At 69.2% G+C, this 20,919-nt stretch carries 19 protein-coding genes; 6 read left to right on the forward strand and 13 right to left on the reverse strand.

Translation table 11 applies throughout. From position 1 onward, the window contains the following. The first annotated feature begins 9 nt into the window (after positions 1–9). The gene (locus BU28_RS0103250) at positions 10–264 is read left to right on the forward strand and encodes an accessory factor UbiK family protein (protein WP_028718174.1); all 255 of its coding nucleotides are present in this window, start codon (positions 10–12) and stop codon (positions 262–264) included. A gap of 5 nt (positions 265–269) precedes the next feature. Here BU28_RS0103250 and BU28_RS0103255 read toward each other — a convergent pair whose 3' ends face one another. After that, positions 270–575 carry a DUF6476 family protein gene (locus tag BU28_RS0103255; RefSeq protein WP_223850370.1) on the reverse strand — a complete coding sequence of 102 codons (306 nt, stop codon included), beginning with the start codon at positions 573–575 and terminating at the stop codon, positions 270–272. On the opposite strand from BU28_RS0103255, the gene BU28_RS0103260 reads away from it, so the two are divergent. The 3 genes from BU28_RS0103260 to BU28_RS0103270 all read left to right on the forward strand — a co-directional run bounded on the left by BU28_RS0103260 (position 574) and on the right by BU28_RS0103270 (position 3,762). Beyond that, positions 574–1,620 carry an RluA family pseudouridine synthase gene (locus BU28_RS0103260; protein WP_028718176.1) on the forward strand — a complete coding sequence of 349 codons (1,047 nt, stop codon included), beginning with the start codon at positions 574–576 and terminating at the stop codon, positions 1,618–1,620. The genes BU28_RS0103255 and BU28_RS0103260 overlap by 2 nt on opposite strands. Before the next feature lie 46 nt (positions 1,621–1,666). Beyond that, positions 1,667–2,572, forward strand: a complete 906-nt coding sequence (gene rpoH, locus BU28_RS0103265; RefSeq protein ID WP_028718177.1) for an RNA polymerase sigma factor RpoH — start codon at positions 1,667–1,669, stop codon at positions 2,570–2,572. Between the two features lie 173 nt (positions 2,573–2,745). Next, a complete protein-coding gene (locus BU28_RS0103270; RefSeq protein ID WP_028718178.1) occupies positions 2,746–3,762 on the forward strand; it encodes a hypothetical protein in 1,017 nt (338 codons plus the stop codon). A gap of 73 nt (positions 3,763–3,835) precedes the next feature. Here the strand turns inward: BU28_RS0103270 and BU28_RS0103275 are convergent, their stop codons facing one another. From BU28_RS0103275 to BU28_RS0103300, 6 genes are read right to left on the reverse strand one after another with little or no spacing between them, the layout of a single operon-like run. Then, the gene (locus tag BU28_RS0103275) at positions 3,836–4,906 is read right to left on the reverse strand and encodes an SPOR domain-containing protein (protein ID WP_028718179.1); all 1,071 of its coding nucleotides are present in this window, start codon (positions 4,904–4,906) and stop codon (positions 3,836–3,838) included. A 57-nt stretch (positions 4,907–4,963) separates the two neighbouring features. After that, the gene (gene upp / locus BU28_RS0103280; RefSeq protein WP_028718180.1) at positions 4,964–5,608 is read right to left on the reverse strand and encodes a uracil phosphoribosyltransferase; all 645 of its coding nucleotides are present in this window, start codon (positions 5,606–5,608) and stop codon (positions 4,964–4,966) included. Next, entirely contained in the window at positions 5,605–6,573 is a 969-nt protein-coding gene (locus BU28_RS0103285; RefSeq protein ID WP_028718181.1) for an adenosine deaminase, read from the reverse strand. Before BU28_RS0103285 ends, upp begins: the two co-directional genes overlap by 4 nt. Next, a complete protein-coding gene (locus tag BU28_RS0103290; RefSeq protein WP_028718182.1) occupies positions 6,570–7,760 on the reverse strand; it encodes a phosphopentomutase in 1,191 nt (396 codons plus the stop codon). Before BU28_RS0103290 ends, BU28_RS0103285 begins: the two co-directional genes overlap by 4 nt. Next, positions 7,757–9,040: a thymidine phosphorylase gene (locus BU28_RS0103295; RefSeq protein ID WP_028718183.1), complete on the reverse strand. Its 1,284-nt coding sequence runs from the start codon at positions 9,038–9,040 to the stop codon at positions 7,757–7,759. Before BU28_RS0103295 ends, BU28_RS0103290 begins: the two co-directional genes overlap by 4 nt. Next, on the reverse strand, positions 9,037–9,432 hold the full coding sequence (locus tag BU28_RS0103300; RefSeq protein ID WP_028718184.1) for a cytidine deaminase: 396 nt from the start codon (positions 9,430–9,432) through the stop codon (positions 9,037–9,039). The genes BU28_RS0103295 and BU28_RS0103300 overlap by 4 nt, the downstream gene beginning before the upstream one ends. A 145-nt stretch (positions 9,433–9,577) precedes the next feature. Here BU28_RS0103300 and BU28_RS0103305 point away from each other — a divergent pair, with 145 nt between their 5' ends. Both BU28_RS0103305 and BU28_RS0103310 read left to right on the forward strand, forming a co-directional pair. Next, a complete protein-coding gene (locus BU28_RS0103305) occupies positions 9,578–11,857 on the forward strand; it encodes an NADP-dependent malic enzyme (protein WP_028718185.1) in 2,280 nt (759 codons plus the stop codon). A gap of 223 nt (positions 11,858–12,080) precedes the next feature. Next, complete coding sequence (locus BU28_RS0103310; protein WP_028718186.1) at positions 12,081–13,985, forward strand: propionyl-CoA synthetase; 1,905 nt, start codon at positions 12,081–12,083, stop codon at positions 13,983–13,985. Positions 13,986–14,065: 80 nt separating this feature from the next. Here BU28_RS0103310 and aroA read toward each other — a convergent pair whose 3' ends face one another. From aroA to nuoN, 6 genes are all read right to left on the reverse strand, one after another. Then, the gene (gene aroA, locus BU28_RS0103315; protein ID WP_028718187.1) at positions 14,066–15,397 is read right to left on the reverse strand and encodes a 3-phosphoshikimate 1-carboxyvinyltransferase; all 1,332 of its coding nucleotides are present in this window, start codon (positions 15,395–15,397) and stop codon (positions 14,066–14,068) included. A 69-nt stretch (positions 15,398–15,466) separates the two neighbouring features. Beyond that, entirely contained in the window at positions 15,467–16,177 is a 711-nt protein-coding gene (trmB, locus tag BU28_RS0103320) for a tRNA (guanine(46)-N(7))-methyltransferase TrmB (RefSeq protein WP_028718188.1), read from the reverse strand. A gap of 36 nt (positions 16,178–16,213) precedes the next feature. Then, positions 16,214–17,890 (reverse strand): ribonuclease J, encoded by a 1,677-nt coding sequence (locus BU28_RS0103325; protein ID WP_028718189.1) that lies wholly within the window; start codon positions 17,888–17,890, stop codon positions 16,214–16,216. Beyond that, complete coding sequence (locus tag BU28_RS0103330; protein ID WP_028718190.1) at positions 17,883–18,662, reverse strand: type III pantothenate kinase; 780 nt, start codon at positions 18,660–18,662, stop codon at positions 17,883–17,885. The genes BU28_RS0103325 and BU28_RS0103330 overlap by 8 nt, the downstream gene beginning before the upstream one ends. A gap of 1 nt (position 18,663) precedes the next feature. After that, entirely contained in the window at positions 18,664–19,422 is a 759-nt protein-coding gene (locus tag BU28_RS0103335) for a biotin--[acetyl-CoA-carboxylase] ligase (protein ID WP_028718191.1), read from the reverse strand. Beyond that, entirely contained in the window at positions 19,415–20,917 is a 1,503-nt protein-coding gene (gene nuoN / locus BU28_RS21910; RefSeq protein WP_051577693.1) for an NADH-quinone oxidoreductase subunit NuoN, read from the reverse strand. Before nuoN ends, BU28_RS0103335 begins: the two co-directional genes overlap by 8 nt. Positions 20,918–20,919 lie beyond the last annotated feature (2 nt).

The raw sequence follows: 20,919 nt of genomic DNA on the forward strand, positions 1-20,919 counted from the left end.
AGGCCCGCCATGAACGCGAACAACCGTTTCTTCGACGATCTCTCGAAATTGATGACCAATGCCATGGGCGTGGCGCAGGGCGCCAAGGACGAGGCGCAGACCGCCTTCAACAGCTGGATCGACCGCTGGCTGGCCGAGCGCGACTTCGTCACCCGCGAGGAATTCGAGGCGGTGCGCGAGATGGCGATCAAGGCCCGGGCCGAAAACGCCGAGCTGCGCGCCGAGATCGAGGCGCTGAAGGGCACCGCCCAGCCCGGCGCCTGACCCCGTCAGGGCGCCACCCTGTCGCGCAGCTGGCCCTGGCGGTCGTAAAGCAGCACCTCGCCCGCCTCGGTCACGACCACGATCCAGTCGCGGGCGAAGGTGACGGCGGCGGGCGCGGCCCCCGCCGGCAGCGTGATGGCTTCGGGCAGGTCCGGCAGCACGGGCGTGGACAGGCGCAGCCACAGCAACGCCACGATGGCCATGATCCCCAGGCCCATCACCACGGCCAGCGCGGTGACCAGAATCCGCAGCCAGCGCAGCATCGGCAGCGCTTCCGCAACCTCCGCTTCGGCCTTATCATCGCGCGCCATGCCTGAAATCCTTATCCATATTCCCGAAGGCCTGTCCGACCGGCTTGATAAGGCGCTTGCCGCCCTGGCGCCAGAGGACGCGGCCCTGTCGCGCTCGCGCCTGGCGCGGCTGATCGCCGATGGCGCGGTCACCGGCCCCGCCGGCCCCGTCGCCGACGGCAAGGCCCGCGCCTTGCCCGGCGCCTACAGCGTGCATATCGGCCCGCCCGAGACGCTGGAAACCCTGCCCGAGGCGATTCCGCTGTCCATCGCCTATGAGGACGCGGACCTGATCGTCGTCGACAAGCCCGCCGGCATGGTCGTCCACCCCGCCCCCGGCGCGCCCTCGGGGACGCTGGTGAACGCGCTGCTGGCGCACTGCGCCGACAGCCTGTCGGGGATCGGCGGCGCGGCCCGGCCGGGCATCGTGCACCGCATCGACAAGGACACGTCGGGCCTGCTGGTCGTGGCCAAGACCGACCGCGCGCATCAGGGGCTGGCGCGCCAGTTCGCCGACCACTCCGCGCATCGCCGCTATCTGGCGCTGGCGCATGGGGTGATCGACCCGGCCGACCAGCGGCTGCGCGGCCTGCCCGGCCTGGGCTTCGAGCCGGGCGGCACGCTGCGCATCGCCACCCTGCTGGGCCGCCACCCGACCGACCGCCAGCGCCAGGCCGTCAGCTTCGAACGCGGGCGCCATGCGGTCACGCGGGCGCGGATGCTGGAAAGCTTCGGCACCCCGCCCCAGGCGATGCTGGTCGAATGCCGTCTGGAAACCGGCCGCACGCATCAGATCCGGGTCCATATGGCCCATGCCGGGCTGGGGCTGCTGGGCGATCCGACCTATGGCGGGAACCGCAAGCCCTCGCTCCGTGCGCTGGGGGCGGATGCGGCGGCAGCCATCGCAGCCTTTCCCCGCCAGGCGCTCCATGCCGCCGAACTGGGCTTTCTGCATCCGGTCAGCGGCGAGCGCCTGGCCTTTTCCAGTCCCCTGCCCCCTGATATGGCCACGCTGGTGGCCCGGTTGCGGGGTGGGGCTTCCATCCCGGAACCATCGGCGCGATGATCGCGTTTTCGAACACCCCCCAAGGCGCGGGACAGGGTTAGACATCATGGCAAGCTACGAAAATCTTCCGGCCCCCAGCCCGGAACAGGGCCTTAACCGCTACTTGCAGGAAATCCGCAAGTTCCCTCTTCTGGAACCAGAGGAGGAATACATGCTGGCCAAGGCCTGGGCCGACCACCAGGACCCCGAGGCGGCGCAGAAGCTCGTGACCAGCCACCTGCGGCTGGCCGCCAAGATCGCCATGGGCTATCGCGGCTATGGCCTGCCCCAGGCCGAGGTGATCTCCGAGGCGAACGTCGGCCTGATGCAGGCGGTCAAGCGCTTTGACCCGGAACGCGGATTCCGGCTTGCGACCTATGCGATGTGGTGGATCCGCGCCTCGATCCAGGAATACATCCTGCGGTCCTGGTCGCTGGTCAAGATGGGCACAACCAGCGCGCAGAAGAAGCTGTTCTTCAACCTGCGCAAGGCGAAATCCAAGCTGGGCGCGCTTGAGGAAGGCGACCTGCGCCCCGAGAACGTCGCCCAGATCGCCAACGACCTGAACGTCAGCGAGCAGGAAGTCATCGACATGAACCGCCGCCTGTCGGGAGGCGATGCCTCGCTGAACGCGACGGTGGGCTCGGGCGACGGGGAATCGACCGCGCAATGGCAGGACTGGCTTGAGGACGACAGCGCCAACCAGGCAGAGGCCTTTGCCGAGGCTGACGAACTGTCGGCCCGCCGCGAGATGCTGATGGCGGCGATGGATGTGCTGAACGACCGCGAAAAGGACATCCTGATGGAGCGCCGCCTGCGCGACGATCCGATGACGCTGGAGGATCTGTCCGCGCGCTACAACGTCTCGCGCGAGCGGATCCGCCAGATCGAGGTCCGGGCCTTTGAAAAGCTGCAGAACCGCATCCGCGACCTGGCGCGCGAACGCGGCATGGCGGTGCCGGAAACCGCCTGACGGCCCATGCGCTCTGCCCGGTGCCGGACGCGTTCGGCACTGGACAAGCTGGCAAAGATCGGTCTTTTTCAAAGTGAAGGGCGGGACGGACGCTCGGCTGCGGCACTCCCTTTGCGGGGCGGGCTTTCCCGGCCGGCGCGCGGGTCCGGGCAGCGGGGGAACGCGGCGCAAGGATGACGGCGCTTGAGCAATATCAGCGACTCGAGGCGACGGGGCTGTGGCAGGACGGGCCGGATGTCCCATTGCGCGACGTCATCGTGTCGTTCGGGGATGCGACGCTGATCCTGAGCGATCCGCGCACCGATACGCCGCTGGCGCATTGGTCGCTGCCCGCCGTCACCCGTCTGAACCCCGGCGACCACCCCGCCCGCTATGCTCCGGGCGAGATGGATGTGGAATGGCTGGAGGTCGAGGACGAGCTGATGATCTCGGCCATAGACAAGGTCCACCGCGCGATCGAGGCGAGCAAGCCCCCCTCGGGGCGCCTGCGGAACGTTCTGATGCTGACGGCGGCGGCGGCGATGGTGCTGGCCGGGGTGTTCTGGGTTCCGCCTGCGCTGGTGCGCCATGCCGCCGACGTGGCGCCGCCCGCCCAGCGGGCCGAGATCGGGCGCCTGATCCTGTCCGACATCGAGAAGGTGACCGGCAGCGCCTGTTCGCGCCCGGCGGGCGACATGGTCCGCCACAAGCTGGCCGCGCGGCTGATCGGTCCGGACGCCGACATCGCGATCCTGCCCGCGACCCTGCGCGGCGCCCGCCGCCTGCCCGGCCCGGTTACCGTCATCGGCGAGGACCTGATCGAGGGCCAGGTCACGCCCGAGGTCGCGGCCGGCCATATCCTGGCCGCCCAGGCGGCCGCCAATGCGCAGGACCCGCTGCTGCAGGCCCTGCGCTATGCCGGGGCGCGCGCAACCTTTCACCTGCTGACCAAGGGCACCTTGCCCGCCGCCGCGCTGTCGGGCTATGGCGCGCGGCTGCTGGCCGATCCGCCCCCGCGTCCGGACGACGAGGCCCTGCTGGGTTATTTCGCCCGCGCCTCCGTCTCCAGCGAACCCTATGCCCGCTCGCTGGACCCGACCGGAGAGGCGGTCCTGGGCCTGATCGAGGCCGACCCCTTCCGCACCGCCGAGCCGAAGCCGGTGCTGGGCGACCGCGACTGGATCGCCCTGCAGGAAATCTGCGATCAATAGGCCGATGCCCCGGCGCGGGAATCGCTTGATGCGCTCGGGCGAAACGGCGCGGGCGCACGATGGCGACGCGACCCTAGCGCGCCGCTGCCGTGCCAAAGCCTGCCCGGCGCAGCCGGTTCAGGGCGCGGACGATGGCCTCGCGGGTGTCGAAGGGGCCGGCAAGCAGCGTGGCGCTGTCGCGCCCCGTGCCGCGCAGGACGGGATAGCCCAAGGCCGCGGCGCGCCGGGCGGCCCGCTCGGCCTGGGCGGGGTCGGGGAAACGGCCAAGCTGAACGTAACGCGCGGTCGCCGGGATCATCTCGGCCCCCTGCGCCTTGGCGGGGGGGGCGGGCCGGCGGCCCGGCTTCGCGGCAACCCGCGGTCCGGGTGCCGGCTTTTCGGCGGCGGCCGCCCGCGCGGTGGGCGATCCGGGCGGCAGGTCGGCACGCTTGGCTTCCACGGGGGATACGGGCGGCTGCGGGGTGGTCGCGGGCTCGGTCCCGGCGGCGGTAGCGGTGGCGGTGGGGTCGGCAATCTCTCCGACCGGGCGGGCAAAGGCCAGCCGCGACAGGTCCGAGGCCGGCAGCGCCCCGCAATACCCCTGCGTCGGATCGTGGCCCAGCCCCTCTTTCTGCGGGGCAGGTTCGTCGTCATAGCCCAGCAGCCGGCACAGGCGGCGGTTCGGCTCGATGTCCCGGCTCATCTCCTCGCGCACCATAGGGGCGGCGTGCAGCGCCGATTTCAGGGCATCAAGGGGGGCCACTGGCGCGGGTTCGGGGCCCATGTCGGGCAGCGTTTCCAGTGGGCGCGGGTCGCTGGCCAGCTCGCCCGCCTGCAGGTTCCCGGTCACGACCCGGGCCAGCCTTTCCTCAAGCAGTTGCGCACGGCTCTTGCCCGCATCGGGGTCGAGCGCGCGCAGCCGGGGCCGACCGCCCGCCCCCCGCGCCGACAGCGTCGGAGGATAGCCGCAGACCGCAGTTCCGTCGCGGGCCCGCCGCGCGGTCCAGGTGCCTTCGGCATCGCGCAGAAAGACGCACCCCCTGCTGTCGATATACTGCCGCCCGGTGAAATCCGCCGGAGGCGGCTCGGCCGGACCCTGGTCCAGCGCGACGGCGGCGGCCGGCGCGACCACCCAGAAAACCAGCCAAAGCAGCAACGCCCGCATAAAGCCCCCAGAATCGCCTTGCGCGGTTCTTGATAGGGCAGCGGCCTGAACAAGCCGTTAACGCGTCCCGAACATCCGGTCCCCCGCATCGCCCAGGCCGGGCACGATATAGCCGTGGTCGTCCAGCCGCTCGTCCAGCGCGGCGGTGACGATGGGCACATCGGGATGGGCATCGCGCATCCGCCGGACCCCTTCGGGCGCGGCCAGCAGGCACAGGAAACGCAGGTTGCGCGCGCCTTCGCGTTTGAGCAGGTCGATGGCCGCGACCGAGGAGTTGCCGGTGGCCAGCATCGGGTCGACCACGATGGTCATGCGCGCGTCCAGTTCCTTGGGAACCTTGCAGTAATACTGCACGGGCTGCAGCGTCTCGGGGTCGCGGTAAAGGCCCACGAAGCCCACCCGTGCCGCCGGGATCAGTTCCAGGATGCCGTCCATCAGCCCGTTCCCGGCCCGCAGGATCGAGATCAGCGCCAGCTTTTTCCCCTCGAGCGTCGGAGCCTGCATGGTCGTCAGCGGCGTTTCGACGGTGATCGTGGTCATCTCCAGCTCGCGCGTGACCTCATAGGCCAGAAGCAGGCTGATTTCGCGCAGCAGGCGCCGGAAGCTGGCGGTCGAGGTGGTCTTGTCGCGCATCAGCGTCAGCTTGTGCTGGACCAGGGGATGATCGACGACGGTCAGGTGGCGGGGGTCGGGGGATGTCATGCAAGCTCCTGTTTCAGGCGGGTCCGGGTGTCTTCGTCGCAGAAAGCGGCCTCGACGGCCCAAAGGTTCATCTGCCGGAATTCGCTTTCGCCCCAGCCGAAGGTTTCGGCAAGCCGGTCATATTCCCGCGACAGGCTGGTCTGGAAGAACGGCGGATCGTCGGTCGAGACGGTGACGCGCACGCCTGCGTCCGCCAGCCGGGCGATGGGATGGGTCTGCCAGTCCCGCACCACCTGCAACGCGATGTTCGAGCCCGGGCAGACCTCGAGCGTCACGCCCTTGTCGGCCAGATAGCGCACCAGTGCCGGGTCCTCGACGGCACGGATGCCGTGGCTGATGCGGCTGACGCCCAGTTCCAGCGCGCCGCGGATGCTGTCGGGTCCGCAGAATTCGCCGGCATGGGCGGTCAGGCCCAGTTGCGCCTCGCGTGCGCAATCAAAGGCCCAGGCATAGTCGCGCGCCTCGCCCACGTCCTCGGCCCCCGCAAGGCCCAGGCCCGCGACCCAGCCGCCGCCGGTTTCGGCCGCGCAGATCGCCGTCCTTTTGGCGCGGTCGGGGCCAAGGTGGCGGATGCAGGTCAGGATGGCGCGGCTTTCGACGCCCGACAGGGCATAGGTTCGGGCGACCTCCTCCATCGCGCCCAGATAATCGCGCCAGGCGGACAGGTCGCCACCGCCGCAGAACTCGGGCGAGACGAAAAGCTCGGCATAGACCACGCCCTGTTCGCCGCATTCCGACAGCACGGCCGACAGCAGCCGGGCATAGTCGGCGGGGGTTTCCATGACGCCGGAGACGGCATCGTAGACCTTGAGGAAATCCTTGAACCGGCGCAGCCGGTATTGGCCGCGATGGTCGAAGACCCCGGACAGGTCATGGCCCTTTTCCGCCGCCAGGCCGCGGACGAAGGCGGGGGGCGCCGCGCCTTCGATATGCAGGTGAAGCTCGACCTTCTTCAGGGATTTCACAGGAAGGACACTCCGGGACCAAGGGGGGGCAGGCCAAGATGGGCGGCGACCGAGGCGCCGATATCGGCAAAGCCGACCAGTCCGACGGGGCGCAGGCCATAGCCCCAGCCCAGCACCGGCACGCGTTCGCGGGTGTGGTCGGTGCCGCGCCAGCTGGGGTCGTTGCCGTGGTCGGCGGTGAAGATCGCCAGATCGCCGGGCCGCAGCCGGGCCATGACCTGGCCGGCCACGCCATCGAACCATTCCAGCGCCGCCGCATAGCCCGCGATGTCGCGGCGATGGCCATAGAGGCTGTCGAATTCCACGAAATTGGCGAATGTCAGGCTGCCGGGCTCGGCCTCGTCGGCCAGGCGGATCAGATGCCCGGCCAAGTCCGCGTCCGACTTGCCCTTGTGCAGATGGTCGATGCCGCGATGGGAAAAGATGTCGCCGATCTTGCCGATGGCATGGGTGGCGCGCCCCGCCGCCTGCGCCGCATCCAGGATCGTCGTTCCGGGCGGCGCGATGGCATAGTCGCGGCGGTTCGGCGTGCGGCGGAAATCCCCCGCCGTCCCGACGAAGGGGCGGGCGATGACGCGGCCCACCCGCATCGGATGGACCAGCGCCGCCACGTCCCGGCACAGGCGGTAAAGCCGCTCCAGCCCAAAGGCGTCCTCATGCGCGGCGATCTGCAGCACGGAATCCTGCGAGGTGTAGCAGATCGGCCAGCCGGTCCGCAGATGCTCGGCCCCCAGCCGCTCGATGATCTCGGTCCCCGAGGCGTGTTCGTCGCCCAGGATGCCCCCGGTCCCCGCCGCGCGGGCAATGGCGGCGGACAAGTCGGGGGGAAAGCTGGGGCGCGTGTCGGGAAAGTAGTGCCAGTCCCAGGGCACCGGCACGCCCGCGATTTCCCAATGCCCCGAGGGCGTGTCCTTGCCGCGCGACACCTCGGTCGCGACGCCCCACAGGCCCTGCGGCGCGACGCCAAGGCCCGGCGCATCAGCCCCGCTGGCCAATCGGATCGCAGCGCCCAGGCCCAGGGCGTCCAGGTTCGGCATGGCGAGCGGCCGGGCGGCGGCGATATGGGCCAGCGTGTTCGCGCCCGTGTCGGGCAGGCCCGCGTTGGAATAATGGTCGGCATCGGGCGCGCCGCCGATGCCGACGGAATCCATCACGATCAGGAAGGCACGGCACTCTGCAGGATTCATCGGGGCGCGACCTCGCTTTGGACCAGGGGACCGGCGGCGGGTCCGTCGCCCAGCAGATAGGCGACCTGAACGGTCGCGACGGCAGCCTCGGCCGCAGCCTCGGACGCGGCATGGACACGGGCCAGCGGGCGGCCGTCACCCGCCTCCTCGCCGATGCGCAGCAGGTCGGAGAGGCCCACGCGCGGGTCGATCCGGTCGCCCGCGCGCAGCCGGCCGCCACCCAGGGCGACGACGGCGTGACCCAGGGCCTCGGTGTCGATGGCGGCAACGCGGCCCTGCGCGGGGACGGGACGGATCACCGGCGCGGGCGGCAGGTGGCGGTCCGGGTTCTCCAGCAGGTCCGCGGGCCCGCCCTGTGCCGCGACCATGCGGGCGAACCGTTCGGCGGCATGGCCCGAGGCCAGCGCCTCGGCCGCGCCCGACAGGCCCGCAAGGGACAGGCAGGCGTCCGACAGGGCCAGCGACAGGTCGCGCAGCGCGCCCGACCCGCCCCGCAGGGCGGTAATCGCCTGGCGCAGTTCCAATGCATTGCCGGCGGCGCGGGCCAGCGGCTGGTCCATGTCCGTGACCAGCGCCCGGGCGGGACAGCCCGCGGCGGTCGCGGTATCGACCAGCGCCTGGGCCAGGGCGCGCGCCGCACCGGGGCTGCGCAGAAAGGCGCCGCTGCCCTGCTTGACGTCCAGGACCAGCCCGTCCAGCCCCGCCGCCAGCTTCTTCGACAGGATCGAGGCCACGATCAGATCGACCGAGCCCACCGTCGCGCTTTCGTCGCGGACCGCGTACAGCCGGGCATCGGCCGGGGCCAGGTCGGGGCCCGCGCCCACGATGGCGCAGCCCGCATCCGCGACGACGCGACGGAGCGCATCCTCGGGCAGGTCGCAGCGAAAGCCGGGGATCGCCTCGAGCTTGTCGAGCGTGCCGCCCGTGTGACCCAGGCCCCGCCCCGAGATCATCGGCACATAGGCGCCGCAGGCCGCCAGCACCGGCGCCAGGATCAGGCTGACCGTATCGCCGATGCCGCCGGTGGAATGCTTGTCCAGCACCGGCCCCGGCAGGTCCCAGCGCAGCACCCGGCCGGAATCGCGCATGGCCAGAGTCAGGGCCAGCCGCCCGGCACCGTCCAGGCCGCGCAGCAGCACCGCCATGGCAAAGGCGCCGGCCTGCGCGTCGCTCATCCCGCCCTGCGCCAGGCCTCGCGCGACCAAGGCAGCGTCGGCGGGGTCCAGCCCCCGCCCGTCCCGCACGGCAGCGATCACCGGGCGCGGATCGGCTGGCGTCATTCCAGACCCGACATATGCGCGACCTGAAACCGACCGGGCAGCAATTCGCCGATGGTGGTGGCCAGCGTCGCGCCGGCGGTCGTCGCCAGCAGGACCGGCGTGTCGGAGCGGCCGAATTCGGCCAGTTTCTGCCGGCAGCCGCCGCAGGGGGGCACGGGGCTGGGGCTGTCGGCGATCACCGCGACCTCGACCAGCTCGGTCTCGCCGCTGGCGACCATCAGGGCGATGGCTCCGGCCTCGGCGCAGGTGCCTTCGGGATAGGCCACGTTTTCCACGTTGCAGCCGTGATAGATGGCCCCGGACGCCCCGCGCACCGCCGCCCCCACCTTGAATTTCGAATAGGGCACATAGGCCCGTTCCCGCACCGCGCGCGCCGCATCCAGAAGCGTCATTGGCCAGACCTTCGCCCCGCTGTTACCCTGCCGTCGCATCATCGCCGGCCCACCCCGGTGATGCAAGTCCGCCGACGGAAACGAGGCCCCTGTTCCCCGTCGAAAAATTAGTTTAACGCTGAACCATCTATGAGGAGGTCGGCAGATGGAAGAACGCAGGCAGGATAGCGCACGGCAGGCGGCGCTGGATTATCACGAATTTCCGCGCCCCGGTAAGCTTGAGGTGCGGGCCACGAAACCGCTTGCGAACGGCCGCGACCTGAGCCGCGCCTATTCCCCCGGCGTCGCCGAGGCCTGCCTGGAAATCAAGGCCGATCCCGCGACCGCCGCCCGCTATACCGCGCGCGGGAACCTGGTGGCGGTCGTCTCGAACGGCACCGCCGTCCTGGGCCTGGGCAACATCGGCGCGCTGGCCAGCAAGCCGGTGATGGAGGGCAAGGCGGTGCTCTTCAAGAAATTCGCCAATATCGACTGCTTCGACATCGAACTGGACCAGCCCGACCCCGAAAAGCTGGCCGAGATCGTCTGCGCGCTGGAACCCAGCTTTGGCGCCATCAACCTTGAGGACATCAAGGCCCCCGACTGCTTCATCGTCGAAAAGATCTGCCGCGAGCGGATGAACATCCCGGTCTTTCACGACGACCAGCACGGCACCGCCATCGTGGTCGGCGCGGCGGCCACCAACGCGCTGCACATCGCGGGCAAGCGGTTCGACCAGATCAAGGTCGTCTCGACCGGCGGCGGCGCGGCCGGCATTGCCTGCCTGAACATGCTGCTGAAGCTGGGCGTGAAACGCGAGAACGTCTGGCTTTGCGACATCGCGGGCCTCGTCTACGAAGGCCGCACCGAACAGATGACCCCGCAAAAGGCGGAATACGCCCAGACGACCGACCTGCGCAGCCTGGATCAGGTGATCGCGGGCGCCGACCTGTTCCTGGGCCTGTCCGGTCCGGGCGTGCTGACGCCCGAGATGGTCGCGAAGATGGCCCCGCGCCCGATCATCTTTGCCCTGGCGAACCCCACGCCCGAGATCCTGCCCGAGGACGTGCGCGCCGTCGCGCCCGACGCGATCATCGCCACCGGCCGGTCGGACTATCCGAACCAGGTCAACAACGTGCTGTGCTTTCCCTTCATCTTCCGCGGCGCGCTGGACGTGGGCGCGACCACGATCAACGACGAGATGCAGCTGGCCTGCATCGAGGGGATCGCGGCGCTGGCCCGCGCCACCACCAGCGCCGAGGCGGCGATGGCCTATCGGGGCGAGACGCTGACCTTTGGCGCCGACTACCTGATCCCGAAGCCCTTCGACCCCCGGTTGATCGGCGTGGTCTCGACCGCCGTCGCCAAGGCCGCGATGGAAACCGGCGTCGCGACCCGGCCGCTCGAGGATATCAACGCCTACAAGCGCAAGCTGGACGGCTCGGTCTTCCGCTCGGCCCTGATCATGCGCCCGGTGTTCGAAGCGGCGGCGACGGTCAAGCGCCGCATCGTCTTCGCCGAGGGCGAGGACGAACGCGTGCTGCGCGCGGCCAACGCCATGCTTGAGGAAACGACCGATGCGCCGATCCTGATCGGCCGCCCCGAGGTCATCGAGATGCGCGCCGAACGCGCCGGCCTGCCGATCCGCCCCGGCCGCGACTTCGAGATCGTGAACCCCGAAAACGACCCCCGCTATCGCGATTACTGGGGCACCTATCACGAACTGATGGCCCGGCGCGGCGTGACGCCCGAGGTGGCGCGCGCGATCATGCGCACCAACACCACCGCCATCGGCGCCGTGATGGTTCATCGGGACGAGGCCGACAGCCTGATCTGCGGCACCTTCGGCCAGTATTCCTGGCACCTGAACTATATCAACCAGGTGCTGGCGCGCGACGGGCTGCGGCCGCAGGGCGCGCTGTCGCTGATGATCCTCGAGGACGGGCCGCTGTTCATCGCCGACACGCAGGTGAACCATGTGCCCTCGCCCGAACAGATCGCCGAGATCACCTGCGGCGCCGCCCGCCATGTCCGCCGCTTCGGCCTGGCGCCCAAGATCGCGCTGTGCTGCCATTCGCAGTTCGGCAACCTCGATACCGACTCCGGCAAGCGGATGCGCGAGGCCATGGCCATCCTGAAAGCGCGCGAGGTCGATTTCACCTTCGAGGGCGAGATGCACGTCGATGCCGCGCTGGACCCTGCGGTCCGCGAACGCCTGATGCCGCACAGCCGGCTTGAGGGCGCCGCCAACGTCCTGATCTTCGGCGGAACCGACGCCGCCTCGGGCGTCAGGAACGCGCTGAAGCTCAAGGCGAACGGGCTCGAGGTCGGGCCGATCCTGATGGGGATGGGGAACAAGGCGCATATCGTGACGCCCTCGATCACCACACGGGGCCTTTTGAACATGAGCGTGCTGGCCGGCACCCCGGTCGGGCACTACGGCTGACGAATCGGCCATGGCGCGGCGGGGCCTGCCGCCGCGCCGCAGCATTCCATTTTGCAAAAGCAGCATCCGGCCTTGGCGGCTGTCGCCAAAGCGGCGCCTGTTTGCAAAACTCCGACCCAAGGCCTGGAACCTTCTGCATAATCCTGACCTGGGTTGCCGCTAACATCCTTGCGGGATCGCCCTGCCCGGCCCTAGATCGTCCTGTCTGACGGGGGAGGGACACATGGGCTATCGCGAGGTTTACGCCGACTGGCAGGCCGATCCGGAGCGGTTCTGGATGCAGGCCGCCGAGGCCATCGACTGGGTGGAAAAGCCGTCGAAGGCGCTGTTCGACGACCGCGCGCCGATCTACGAATGGTTTTCGGACGGGATGGTGAACGCCTGCTGGAACGCGGTGGATCGCCATGTCCTGGCCGGGCGCGGCAACCAGGTCGCGATCATGCACGAAAGCCCGGTCACGCTGTCGACCAAGGGCATCACCTATGCCCAGTTGCAAAAGCGCGTCGCCACCTTGGCCGGGGCGCTGCGCATGCGCGGCGTGGAAAAGGGCGACCGCGTCATCATCTACATGCCGATGATTCCCGAAGCGCTCGAGGCGATGCTGGCCTGCGCGCGGCTGGGCGCCATCCACTCGGTCGTGTTCGGCGGCTTCGCGGCGCATGAACTCGCCGTCAGGATCGACGATTGCCAGCCCAAGGCGATCATCGCGGCCTCCTGCGGGCTGGAACCGAACCGGGTGGTGCATTACAAGCCCCTGCTGGACGCCGCCATCGACCAGGCCACCCACAAGCCCGAGTTCTGCGTCATCTTCCAGCGCGAGGAAGAGGTCGCCAAGCTGGTCGAAGGCCGCGACTTTGCCTGGCACGGCTTTCAATACGGCGTGAAGCCCGCCGATTGCGTCCCGGTCGAGGGCAACCATCCGGCCTATATCCTTTACACCTCGGGCACGACCGGCCAGCCCAAGGGGGTGGTGCGCCACACCGCCGGCCATCTGGTCGCGCTGCAGTGGTCGATGACGAACATCTACAACATCGGCGCCGGCGACCGGTTCTGGGCGGCGTCCGACGTGGGCTGGGTCGTGGGCCACAGCTATATCTGCTATGGTCCGCTGATCGCCGGCGCGACCACCGTGGTGTTCGAGGGCAAGCCCGTGGGCACGCCCCACCCCGGCGTCTTCTGGCGCACGATCCAGAACAACCGGATCAAAAGCTTCTTCACCGCGCCCACCGCGCTGCGCGCCATCCGGCGCGAGGATCCGAATGGCGAATGGATCAAGCGCTACAAGCTGCACGACCTGCAGGCGCTGTTCCTGGCCGGCGAGCGCGCCGATCCCGACACCGTGGAATGGGCGCAAAAGCACCTGGGCGTGCCGGTGGTCGACCACTGGTGGCAGACCGAGACCGGCTGGGCCATCGCGGCCAATCCCATCGGGATCGAGGTGCTGCCGACCAAGCCCGGCAGCCCCTCGGTACCAATGCCGGGCTATGACGTGCAGGTCCTGGACGAGGGCGGCAATCCGGTCCCGCCCGGCACCCTGGGCGCCATCGCGATCCGGCTGCCGCTGCCGCCCGGCACCCTGCCGACGCTGTGGAACGCCGAGGACCGGTTCCGCAAGAGCTATCTCGAGCATTTCCCCGGCCATTACGAAACCGGCGACGCGGGCTATGTCGACGAGGACGGTTATCTCTATATCATGGCCCGCACCGATGACGTCATCAACGTCGCCGGCCACCGCCTGTCCACCGGCGCGATGGAGGAGGTGCTGGCCAGCCATCCCGCCGTCGCCGAATGCGCGGTGATCGGCGTTTCGGACAGGCTCAAGGGGCAGGCGCCGCTGGGCTTTCTGTGCCTGAAGGCCGGAGTCGAGACGCCGCACGACCAGATCGTGCGCGACGTGGTGGCCCTGGTCCGCGACCGCATCGGCCCGGTCGCCGCGTTCAAGTCCGCCTGTGTCGTGAACCGCCTGCCCAAGACCCGCTCGGGCAAGATCCTGCGCGCGACCATGGGCAAGATCGCCGACGCCGAACCCTTCAAGACCCCCGCCACCATCGAGGACCCGGCCGTCCTGGATGAGATCCGCGAGGCGCTGACATTGCTTGGCTATCCCGAAGCGGGCAGGACGGGCTGAAGCCGCCGCGGTTGCAGCCGTCGCTGATGGGTATTTGGGAAACGGTGAAAGCGCCGGGGTGCGGACCCCGGCGCAAGTCTTCAGTCGAGGACCGCGCCCAGTCCCTGCATCAGCGGCAGGAAGTCGGGGAACGAGGTGGCGATCGGGCTGCCGTCATCCACCGCGATCGCCTGGTCCGAGGCGAGCCCCCCCACCAGGAAGGACATCGCGATCCGGTGGTCAAGGTGGGTGGCGCAGGATGCTCCGCCCGGCAGGCCGCCCTGGCCGTGGACGGTCATGGTGTCGGGGGTGTCGTCGACCACCGCGCCGTTCGCGCGCAGCCCCACGGCCATCGCGTCAATCCGGTCGCTTTCCTTGACCCGCAGCTCATGGACGCCCTGCATCACTGTCGCCCCTTGGGCAAAGCAGGCGACGACCGAGAGGATCGGGAATTCGTCGATCATGCTGGCGGCGCGTTCAGCGGGCACGGTCACGCCCGTCAGCGCGGAATGGCGCACCAGCAGGTCGGCGACCGGCTCGCCCCCCTCCTCGCGCGGGTTTTCGAAGGTGATGTCGGCGCCCATTTCCAGCAGCGTGACATAAAGCCCGTCGCGGGTCGGGTTGCGGCTGACGCCGGGCACGCGGATTTCCGATCCCGGCACGATCAGCGCCGCCGCCACGGGAAAGGCGGCGCTGGAGGGATCGCGCGGCACGGCAACCGGCTGGGGTTTCAATTCGGGCCGACCCGCCAGGGTGATGACGCGGCCCTCCTCGGTCACCTCGGTCGTGATGGTGGCGCCGAACCCCGCCAGCATCCGCTCGGTATGGTCGCGCGTCGGCTCGGATTCGATCACTACGGTTTCACCCGGCGCGTTCAGCCCGGCCAGCAGCACCGCCGACTTGATCTGCGCGCTGGCGACCGGCGTCTTGTAGCGGACCGGCACGGGATCGGCGGCGCCCCGGATCGTCACCGGCAGGCGCTTGCCTTCGCGCGCGGTGATTTCGGCGCCGAACAGTTCCAGCGGATCGGTGACCCGGCCCATCGGGCGGCGCGAGAGGCTGGCGTCGCCGGTGAAGGTGGCAGAGATCGGCGTCGTCGCCATGGCGCCCATGATCAGGCGCACACCGGTTCCCGAATTGCCACAGTCGATCACGCCCTCGGGCTCGGCAAAGCCGCCGACGCCGACGCCGTTGACCTTCCATTCGCCGGTGCCCAGCCGCTCGACCGTTGCGCCGAAGGCCTGCATCGCCTTCGCCGTGTCCAGCACGTCCTGGCCCTCCAGCAGGCCAGTGATATGGGTCTCGCCCACCGAGAGCGCCCCCAGGATCAGCGCGCGGTGGCTGATCGACTTGTCGCCCGGCACATTGGCCGTGCCCGAAAGCGGGCCCGAGCGGCGCGCGGTCATCGGCATCGGTTCGGCGGAATGTGACATGGCGGGCCCCCTTCATGCGTGTCGCGCAGCGGTGATAGCGGTCACGGGGCGCGGGTGCAATGCGGCGGATCAGCCCCGGCGCCGGAAGGTGACGTAATGCGGCGCCCGCCCCTCGCGCAGGGCCTTCTGTTCATAGCGGGTGCTGATCCAGTCCTCCCAGGGCTCGGGCCCCTCGGCCACCAGGTCGAAGCCGGCGGGCGGCACCTCCTCCAGCGTCTGGCGGATATAGTCGGGGATGTCCGAGACGACGCGGAACTCGGCCCCGGTCTTCATCACCCGCGCCAGCGGCAGCAGATGTTCGGGCGTGACGAACCGCCGGCGGTGATGGCGCGCCTTGGGCCAGGGGTCAGGATAGTTCAGGAACGCCTTGCTGATCGAGGCATCGGGCAGCACGTCCATCAGGTCGCGCGCATCGCCCGGATGCACGCTGACATTGCTGACGCCCGCGTTGCGGATCTTGCCCAGAAGCATCGCCACGCCGTTGATGAAAGGCTCGCAGCCGATGATGCCGATGCCGGGATAGCGGGCGGCCATGTGGACCATGTGCTCGCCCCCGCCGAAGCCGACCTCCAGCCACACGGGCCGGTCGTCGCCGAAGATGGTGGCGGGATCGACAGGCGTGCGGCCGGGGTTTTCCTGCACCGTGATGCCGCGCGGGCGCAGTTCTCCGAGATCCTCGGAGAGATAGCCCTTTTGCGACTGGCGCAGGGTCTTGCCATGGCGCCGACCATAGAAGTTGCGGCGTGGCGGGTTGGGGTCGAATTCGGTCTTCTCGGTCATGCGGGGGCTTTGCCCGGCCCCCGCCTCGAGGTCAAGTCATTCCGCCGCGAGGCGCGAGATGATGACGGTGACCTCGGGTTTCTTGCCGATCTCCTCCATGGCGACCTGGCGGGTGATCTTGCGGATCGCCTCCTCCAGCCGGTCGTCGTCGCGCACGGTGCGGTCGTCGGCGCGTTCCAGGAACTCGGCCAGTTCGGCCTCGATGCTGCGGGCCAGGGGGACGCCGGCGCGCCCTGTCTCGGGCAGGCCCGAAAGCTCGACCCAGGCGTCGGGCAGCGGCGCGTCGTCCTCGTCCACGATGACCGAGACCATGGCCTGTCCGTTCAGCGCCATGCGGATGCGGTCGCGCACGATGCCGTCCATCGCCCCGATCAGCACGGTGCCGTCCAGATACAGCCGGCCGGTGTCGATCTGGTCCACCACGCGGGGCTTGTCGCCGGACAGGTCCAGCATGGTGCCGTTGGTGGCAACGGCGGCGGCGATGCCCTTGCCCTCGGCCAGCTTGGCATGTTCGCGCAGGTGCATGTGTTCGCCATGCATCGGGATCACGATCTGCGGCTTCAGCAGATCGTGCACCGCCTGGATGTCGGGCCGGTTCGCGTGACCCGAGACGTGATAGGTGCCATCGTCGGCATCGAACAGGTCCACGCCCAGTTCGGAAAGCTGGTTCATGATGCGGATCACGCCGCGTTCGTTGCCCGGGATGGTGCGCGACGAGAACAGGAAGCTGTCGCCTTCGCGCAGTTGGATGCCCAGGTAGCGGCCGCGCGAAAGCTGCGCGCTGGCGGCACGGCGTTCGCCCTGGCTGCCGGTCACGATCAGCATCACCTTATCGCGCGGCATCTCGGCCGCTTCCTCGGGGCTGATGACCGGGGGAAAGCTGGTCAGGATGCCGGTTTCGATGGCCACCGTCACCATGCGGCGCATGGCGCGCCCCAGAAGGCAGATCCTGCGCCCCGAGGCGATGCCGGCATCGGCCAGCGTCTTGAGCCGGGCGAGGTTGCTGGCAAAGGTCGTCGCCACCACCATCTGCTTCTGGCTGGTCACGAAATCCAGCAGGGGATTGGCCAGGATCGCCTCGGATCGGCCGGGGTGTGGGGTGAAGACGTTCGTGGAATCGCAGGTCAGAACCTTGATGCCCTGCCCTTCGTTCGCAATCTCGTGCCACATGATGGGGTCGAAGGCCTCGCCCACCACGGGCGTGCCGTCCAGCTTGAAATCGCCCGTGTGCACGATCCGCCCCGCCGGCGTATCGATGATCAGGGCCGAGCTTTCCGGGATCGAATGGCTGACCGGCACGAACTGCACCTGGAAGGGACCGGCGGTCACCACCTCGGGGCGCGGGGCGTGGATGTGCAGCGCGTCGGCAGGCTGGCCCATCTCTTCGAGCTTCAGCCGGGCCAGCGCGCCGGTGAAGCGGCGGCAATGCACGGGCTTTTGCAGCTTGGGCCACAACAGGCCCAGGGCGCCGACGTGATCCTCGTGCCCGTGGGTGATGAAGATCGCCTCGATCCGGTCGCGGTTGGTCTCGAGCCAGGCGACATCGGCCATGATCAGGTCGATCCCCGGCGCGCTGTCCATGTCGCCAAAGGTCACGCCCAGGTCGACGACGATCAGGCGCTCGCGCCCCGGCTCGCCATAGCCGTAGACATAGGCGTTCATGCCGATTTCGCCCGCGCCGCCCAGCGGCAGATAAATCAGGCGCTCAGCCATGGCCCATCTCCTTGTTGTAGTCGTGGATTAGACGCAGACCATGCATGGTCAGGTCGTCGTCGATCGCGTCGAACAGATCCGACCCCTGATCGAATAGCGGGGCAAGCCCGCCGGTGGCAATGACCTTCATCGAGCGGCCCCGTTCCTCGCGGATCTTTTCGACGATGCCCTGCACAAGGCCGATGTAGCCCCAGAAGATGCCCGACTGGATGCAGGCCACGGTGTTGGTGCCGATCACCTTGCCCGGCATGGTCACGTCGACATGCGGCAGGCTGGCCGCGCCCGAGTGCAGCGCCTCGAGCGACAGGTTCACGCCCGGAGAGATGACACCGCCGACATAGGCCCCGTCCGTGTCCACCACGTCGAAGGTGGTGGCGGTGCCGAAATCCACCACGATCAGGTCCGGCCCGTGCCGGTCGAAGGCGCCGACCGTATTCACCAGCCGGTCGGGCCCGACGACCGTGCCCTGGTCCACCCGCGGCGCCGTCGGCAGCAGGCAGTCCGGCTTGCCCACGACCAGCGGGCGGGTGTCGAAATAGCGGTTGCAGAGCACCCGAAGGTTGAAGACGACTCGCGGCACGGTCGAGCTGATGATGCAGTCGCTGATCGGCAGGTCCAGCTTTTGCAGCGACATCAGCGTGGACAGCCAGACGAAATATTCGTCCGCGGTGCGGCGATGGTCGGTCGCGATGCGCCAGAGCGCCCGGAACTGCGTCCCGTCCCAGACCGAAAAGACGGTGTTGGTGTTGCCGGTGTCGATGCAAAGCAGCATGTCAGCCCTCGAAGAACACGTCCGCCGCGGGCAGCACCTGGCGCCCGGCGGGGGTTTTCAGGATCAGCGCGCCGCTGTCGTCGATACCCTCGAAGATGCCCTGCGCCTGGGCCCTGCCGGTGCGGGCGACGATGGGCTCGCCCAGGCGGGCGGCGCGCGCCAGCCAGGCGTTGCGGATCGGCGGGAAGCCCCAGGTCTCAAGCTGCGCCAGCCAGCGGGCAAAGGCCGGGGCCAGCAGGTCCAGGAAATCCTCGGGCGCGGTGCGAAACCCCGTCTCGCCCAGGACCGAAACCGGGGTGATGGCCCCGGGCTCGATCGTGCCGGTGTCGGGAACGGCGGCCAGGTTCACGCCGATGCCCACCGCCACGGCCGTGACCTGCCCGCCCGAGCCGGCGCTTTCCAGCAGGATGCCCGCAACCTTGCCGCCGTTCAGCAGCACATCGTTCGGCCATTTGATCGCCAGCCGCGCCGCCGGCCCGCAGGCATCGGTCAGCGCATCATGCAACGCCAGCGCGGCGACGAAGGAAAGCTGCGCCGCCGCCTGCGGTCCGCCGCCAGGGCGCAGGACCAGCGTGCCCGCGAAATTGCCCGCCGGCATGACCCAGGCGCGCCCGCGCCGGCCCCGGCCCGCGACCTGTTCATGCGCCATGATCCAGACCGGGCCGGTCAGCGACGGCGCCAGTTGCAGTCCCGCGGTATTGGTGCTGTCGGTGCGGGCCAGGACATGCCGGGCCACGCCCTCGGGCCAAGGATCACTCAACGGGTACGGGCTCGACCGACGGCGGCAGCGCAACCGGCTGCTGATCGCCCAGCACGGGCGCAACCAGCGTTTCCGCCGCGCGTCCGGCCGCCGCATCGACGCCGAACATGCTGACCGCCCCCAGCACCATGGCCGCTGCCGGCACCATCAGCGCCAGGTACTGCACCGCGCCCATGCGCGAGGTGACGCCCTGCCCTTCGGCACCGAAGTACATGTAATAGACGATCCGCAGGTAATAGAACGCCCCGATGACCGAGGCGATCACGCCCGCGACCGCCAGCCAGCCTAGGCCGGCATCGACTGCGGCGTTCAGCACACCGAACTTGGCAAAGAAGCCAAGCGTCGGCGGCACGCCCGCCAGGCTGAACATCAGCACCAGCACGGCCAGCGCCTTGGTGGGCTCGGACCAGGCGAAGCGGTTCAGCGAGGCGAGGTCCGTGACCGGCACGCCGTCGCGTTCCAGCGACAGGATGAAGGCGAAGCTGCCGACGTTCATCACCGCATAGATGGTCATGTAAAGCAGCATCGCCTGCACGCCCACCGCCGAGCCCGCGGCCAGCCCGACCAGCGCGAATCCCATGTGCGCGATCGAGGAATAGGCCATCAGGCGCTTGACGTTGGTCTGCCCGATCCCGGCGATCGAGCCCAGGAACATTGACATGACGGCAAGCGCCGCGATGATCTGGGTCCAGTCGCCGACGGCTTGGCCGAAGGCGTCGAACACCAGCCGCGCGATCAGCGCCATGGCCGCGACCTTCGGCGCGGTGGCAAAGAAGGCGGTGACGGGCGTCGGCGAGCCTTCGTAGACGTCGGGCGTCCACATGTGGAAGGGCACGGCCGAGACCTTGAAAGCCAGACCGACCAGCATGAAGACCAGCCCGAACAGCACGCCCAGCGACAGGTGGCCGGCGCTGAGCGTGGTGATGATGCCGGCAAAGCTGGTGGTGCCGGCAAAGCCGTAGACCAGCGAGGCGCCGTAAAGCAGGATGCCCGAGCTGAGCGAGCCGAGGACGAAATACTTCAGCCCCGCCTCGGACGAGCGCACCGAGTCGCGGCGCATGGCGGCGACGACGTAAAGCGCCAGCGACTGCAGCTCCAGCCCCATGTAAAGCGTCAGCAGATCGCCCGCCGAAACCATCAGCATCATGCCGATGACCGACAGCGTCACGATGATCGGAAACTCGAACCGCAGCATGTTGCGGCGCTGCATGTAATCCGCGCTCATCGCCATGACGGCGCTGGCCGCGACCAGCATCACCACTTTGGCAAAGCGCGAGAAGCCGTCGTCGATGAACATGCCGTGGAAGGCCGCAAGGTCGTCGCGCCCCCCCAGCCCCACCATCGCGGCGGCGATCAGAAAGGCCGCGACCGTCGCCCAGAGCAGCGTGGACGCCAGCCGGTCCTTGCCCAGATAGGCCCCGGCCAGCAGCGCCAGCAGGGCGTAAAGGGCCAGCAGCGCCTCGGGCAGAATGGTCGAGAAATCGAGCGAGGTCATCC

The organism is Paracoccus yeei ATCC BAA-599 (assembly GCF_000622145.1).
Lineage (GTDB): Bacteria > Pseudomonadota > Alphaproteobacteria > Rhodobacterales > Rhodobacteraceae > Paracoccus > Paracoccus yeei.

What these genes read in the sequence shown, in the direction of transcription:
- BU28_RS0103300 (WP_028718184.1), bottom strand. Translation starts at nt 9,432, where the DNA reads ATGACGCTTCTGGATGCGGCGCGCGCGGTGCGGGAACGGGCCTATGTG.
- BU28_RS0103330 (WP_028718190.1), bottom strand. Translation starts at nt 18,662, where the DNA reads ATGCTGCTTTGCATCGACACCGGCAACACCAACACCGTCTTTTCGGTC.
- BU28_RS0103295 (WP_028718183.1), bottom strand. Translation starts at nt 9,040, where the DNA reads ATGACGCCAGCCGATCCGCGCCCGGTGATCGCTGCCGTGCGGGACGGG.
- BU28_RS0103310 (WP_028718186.1), top strand. Translation starts at nt 12,081, where the DNA reads ATGGGCTATCGCGAGGTTTACGCCGACTGGCAGGCCGATCCGGAGCGG.
- BU28_RS0103290 (WP_028718182.1), bottom strand. Translation starts at nt 7,760, where the DNA reads ATGAATCCTGCAGAGTGCCGTGCCTTCCTGATCGTGATGGATTCCGTC.
- BU28_RS0103255 (WP_223850370.1), bottom strand. Translation starts at nt 575, where the DNA reads ATGGCGCGCGATGATAAGGCCGAAGCGGAGGTTGCGGAAGCGCTGCCG.
- BU28_RS0103270 (WP_028718178.1), top strand. Translation starts at nt 2,746, where the DNA reads ATGACGGCGCTTGAGCAATATCAGCGACTCGAGGCGACGGGGCTGTGG.
- nuoN (WP_051577693.1), bottom strand. Translation starts at nt 20,917, where the DNA reads ATGACCTCGCTCGATTTCTCGACCATTCTGCCCGAGGCGCTGCTGGCC.
- upp (WP_028718180.1), bottom strand. Translation starts at nt 5,608, where the DNA reads ATGACATCCCCCGACCCCCGCCACCTGACCGTCGTCGATCATCCCCTG.
- BU28_RS0103275 (WP_028718179.1), bottom strand. Translation starts at nt 4,906, where the DNA reads ATGCGGGCGTTGCTGCTTTGGCTGGTTTTCTGGGTGGTCGCGCCGGCC.
- BU28_RS0103325 (WP_028718189.1), bottom strand. Translation starts at nt 17,890, where the DNA reads ATGGCTGAGCGCCTGATTTATCTGCCGCTGGGCGGCGCGGGCGAAATC.
- aroA (WP_028718187.1), bottom strand. Translation starts at nt 15,397, where the DNA reads ATGTCACATTCCGCCGAACCGATGCCGATGACCGCGCGCCGCTCGGGC.
- trmB (WP_028718188.1), bottom strand. Translation starts at nt 16,177, where the DNA reads ATGACCGAGAAGACCGAATTCGACCCCAACCCGCCACGCCGCAACTTC.
- BU28_RS0103250 (WP_028718174.1), top strand. Translation starts at nt 10, where the DNA reads ATGAACGCGAACAACCGTTTCTTCGACGATCTCTCGAAATTGATGACC.
- BU28_RS0103305 (WP_028718185.1), top strand. Translation starts at nt 9,578, where the DNA reads ATGGAAGAACGCAGGCAGGATAGCGCACGGCAGGCGGCGCTGGATTAT.
- rpoH (WP_028718177.1), top strand. Translation starts at nt 1,667, where the DNA reads ATGGCAAGCTACGAAAATCTTCCGGCCCCCAGCCCGGAACAGGGCCTT.
- BU28_RS0103260 (WP_028718176.1), top strand. Translation starts at nt 574, where the DNA reads ATGCCTGAAATCCTTATCCATATTCCCGAAGGCCTGTCCGACCGGCTT.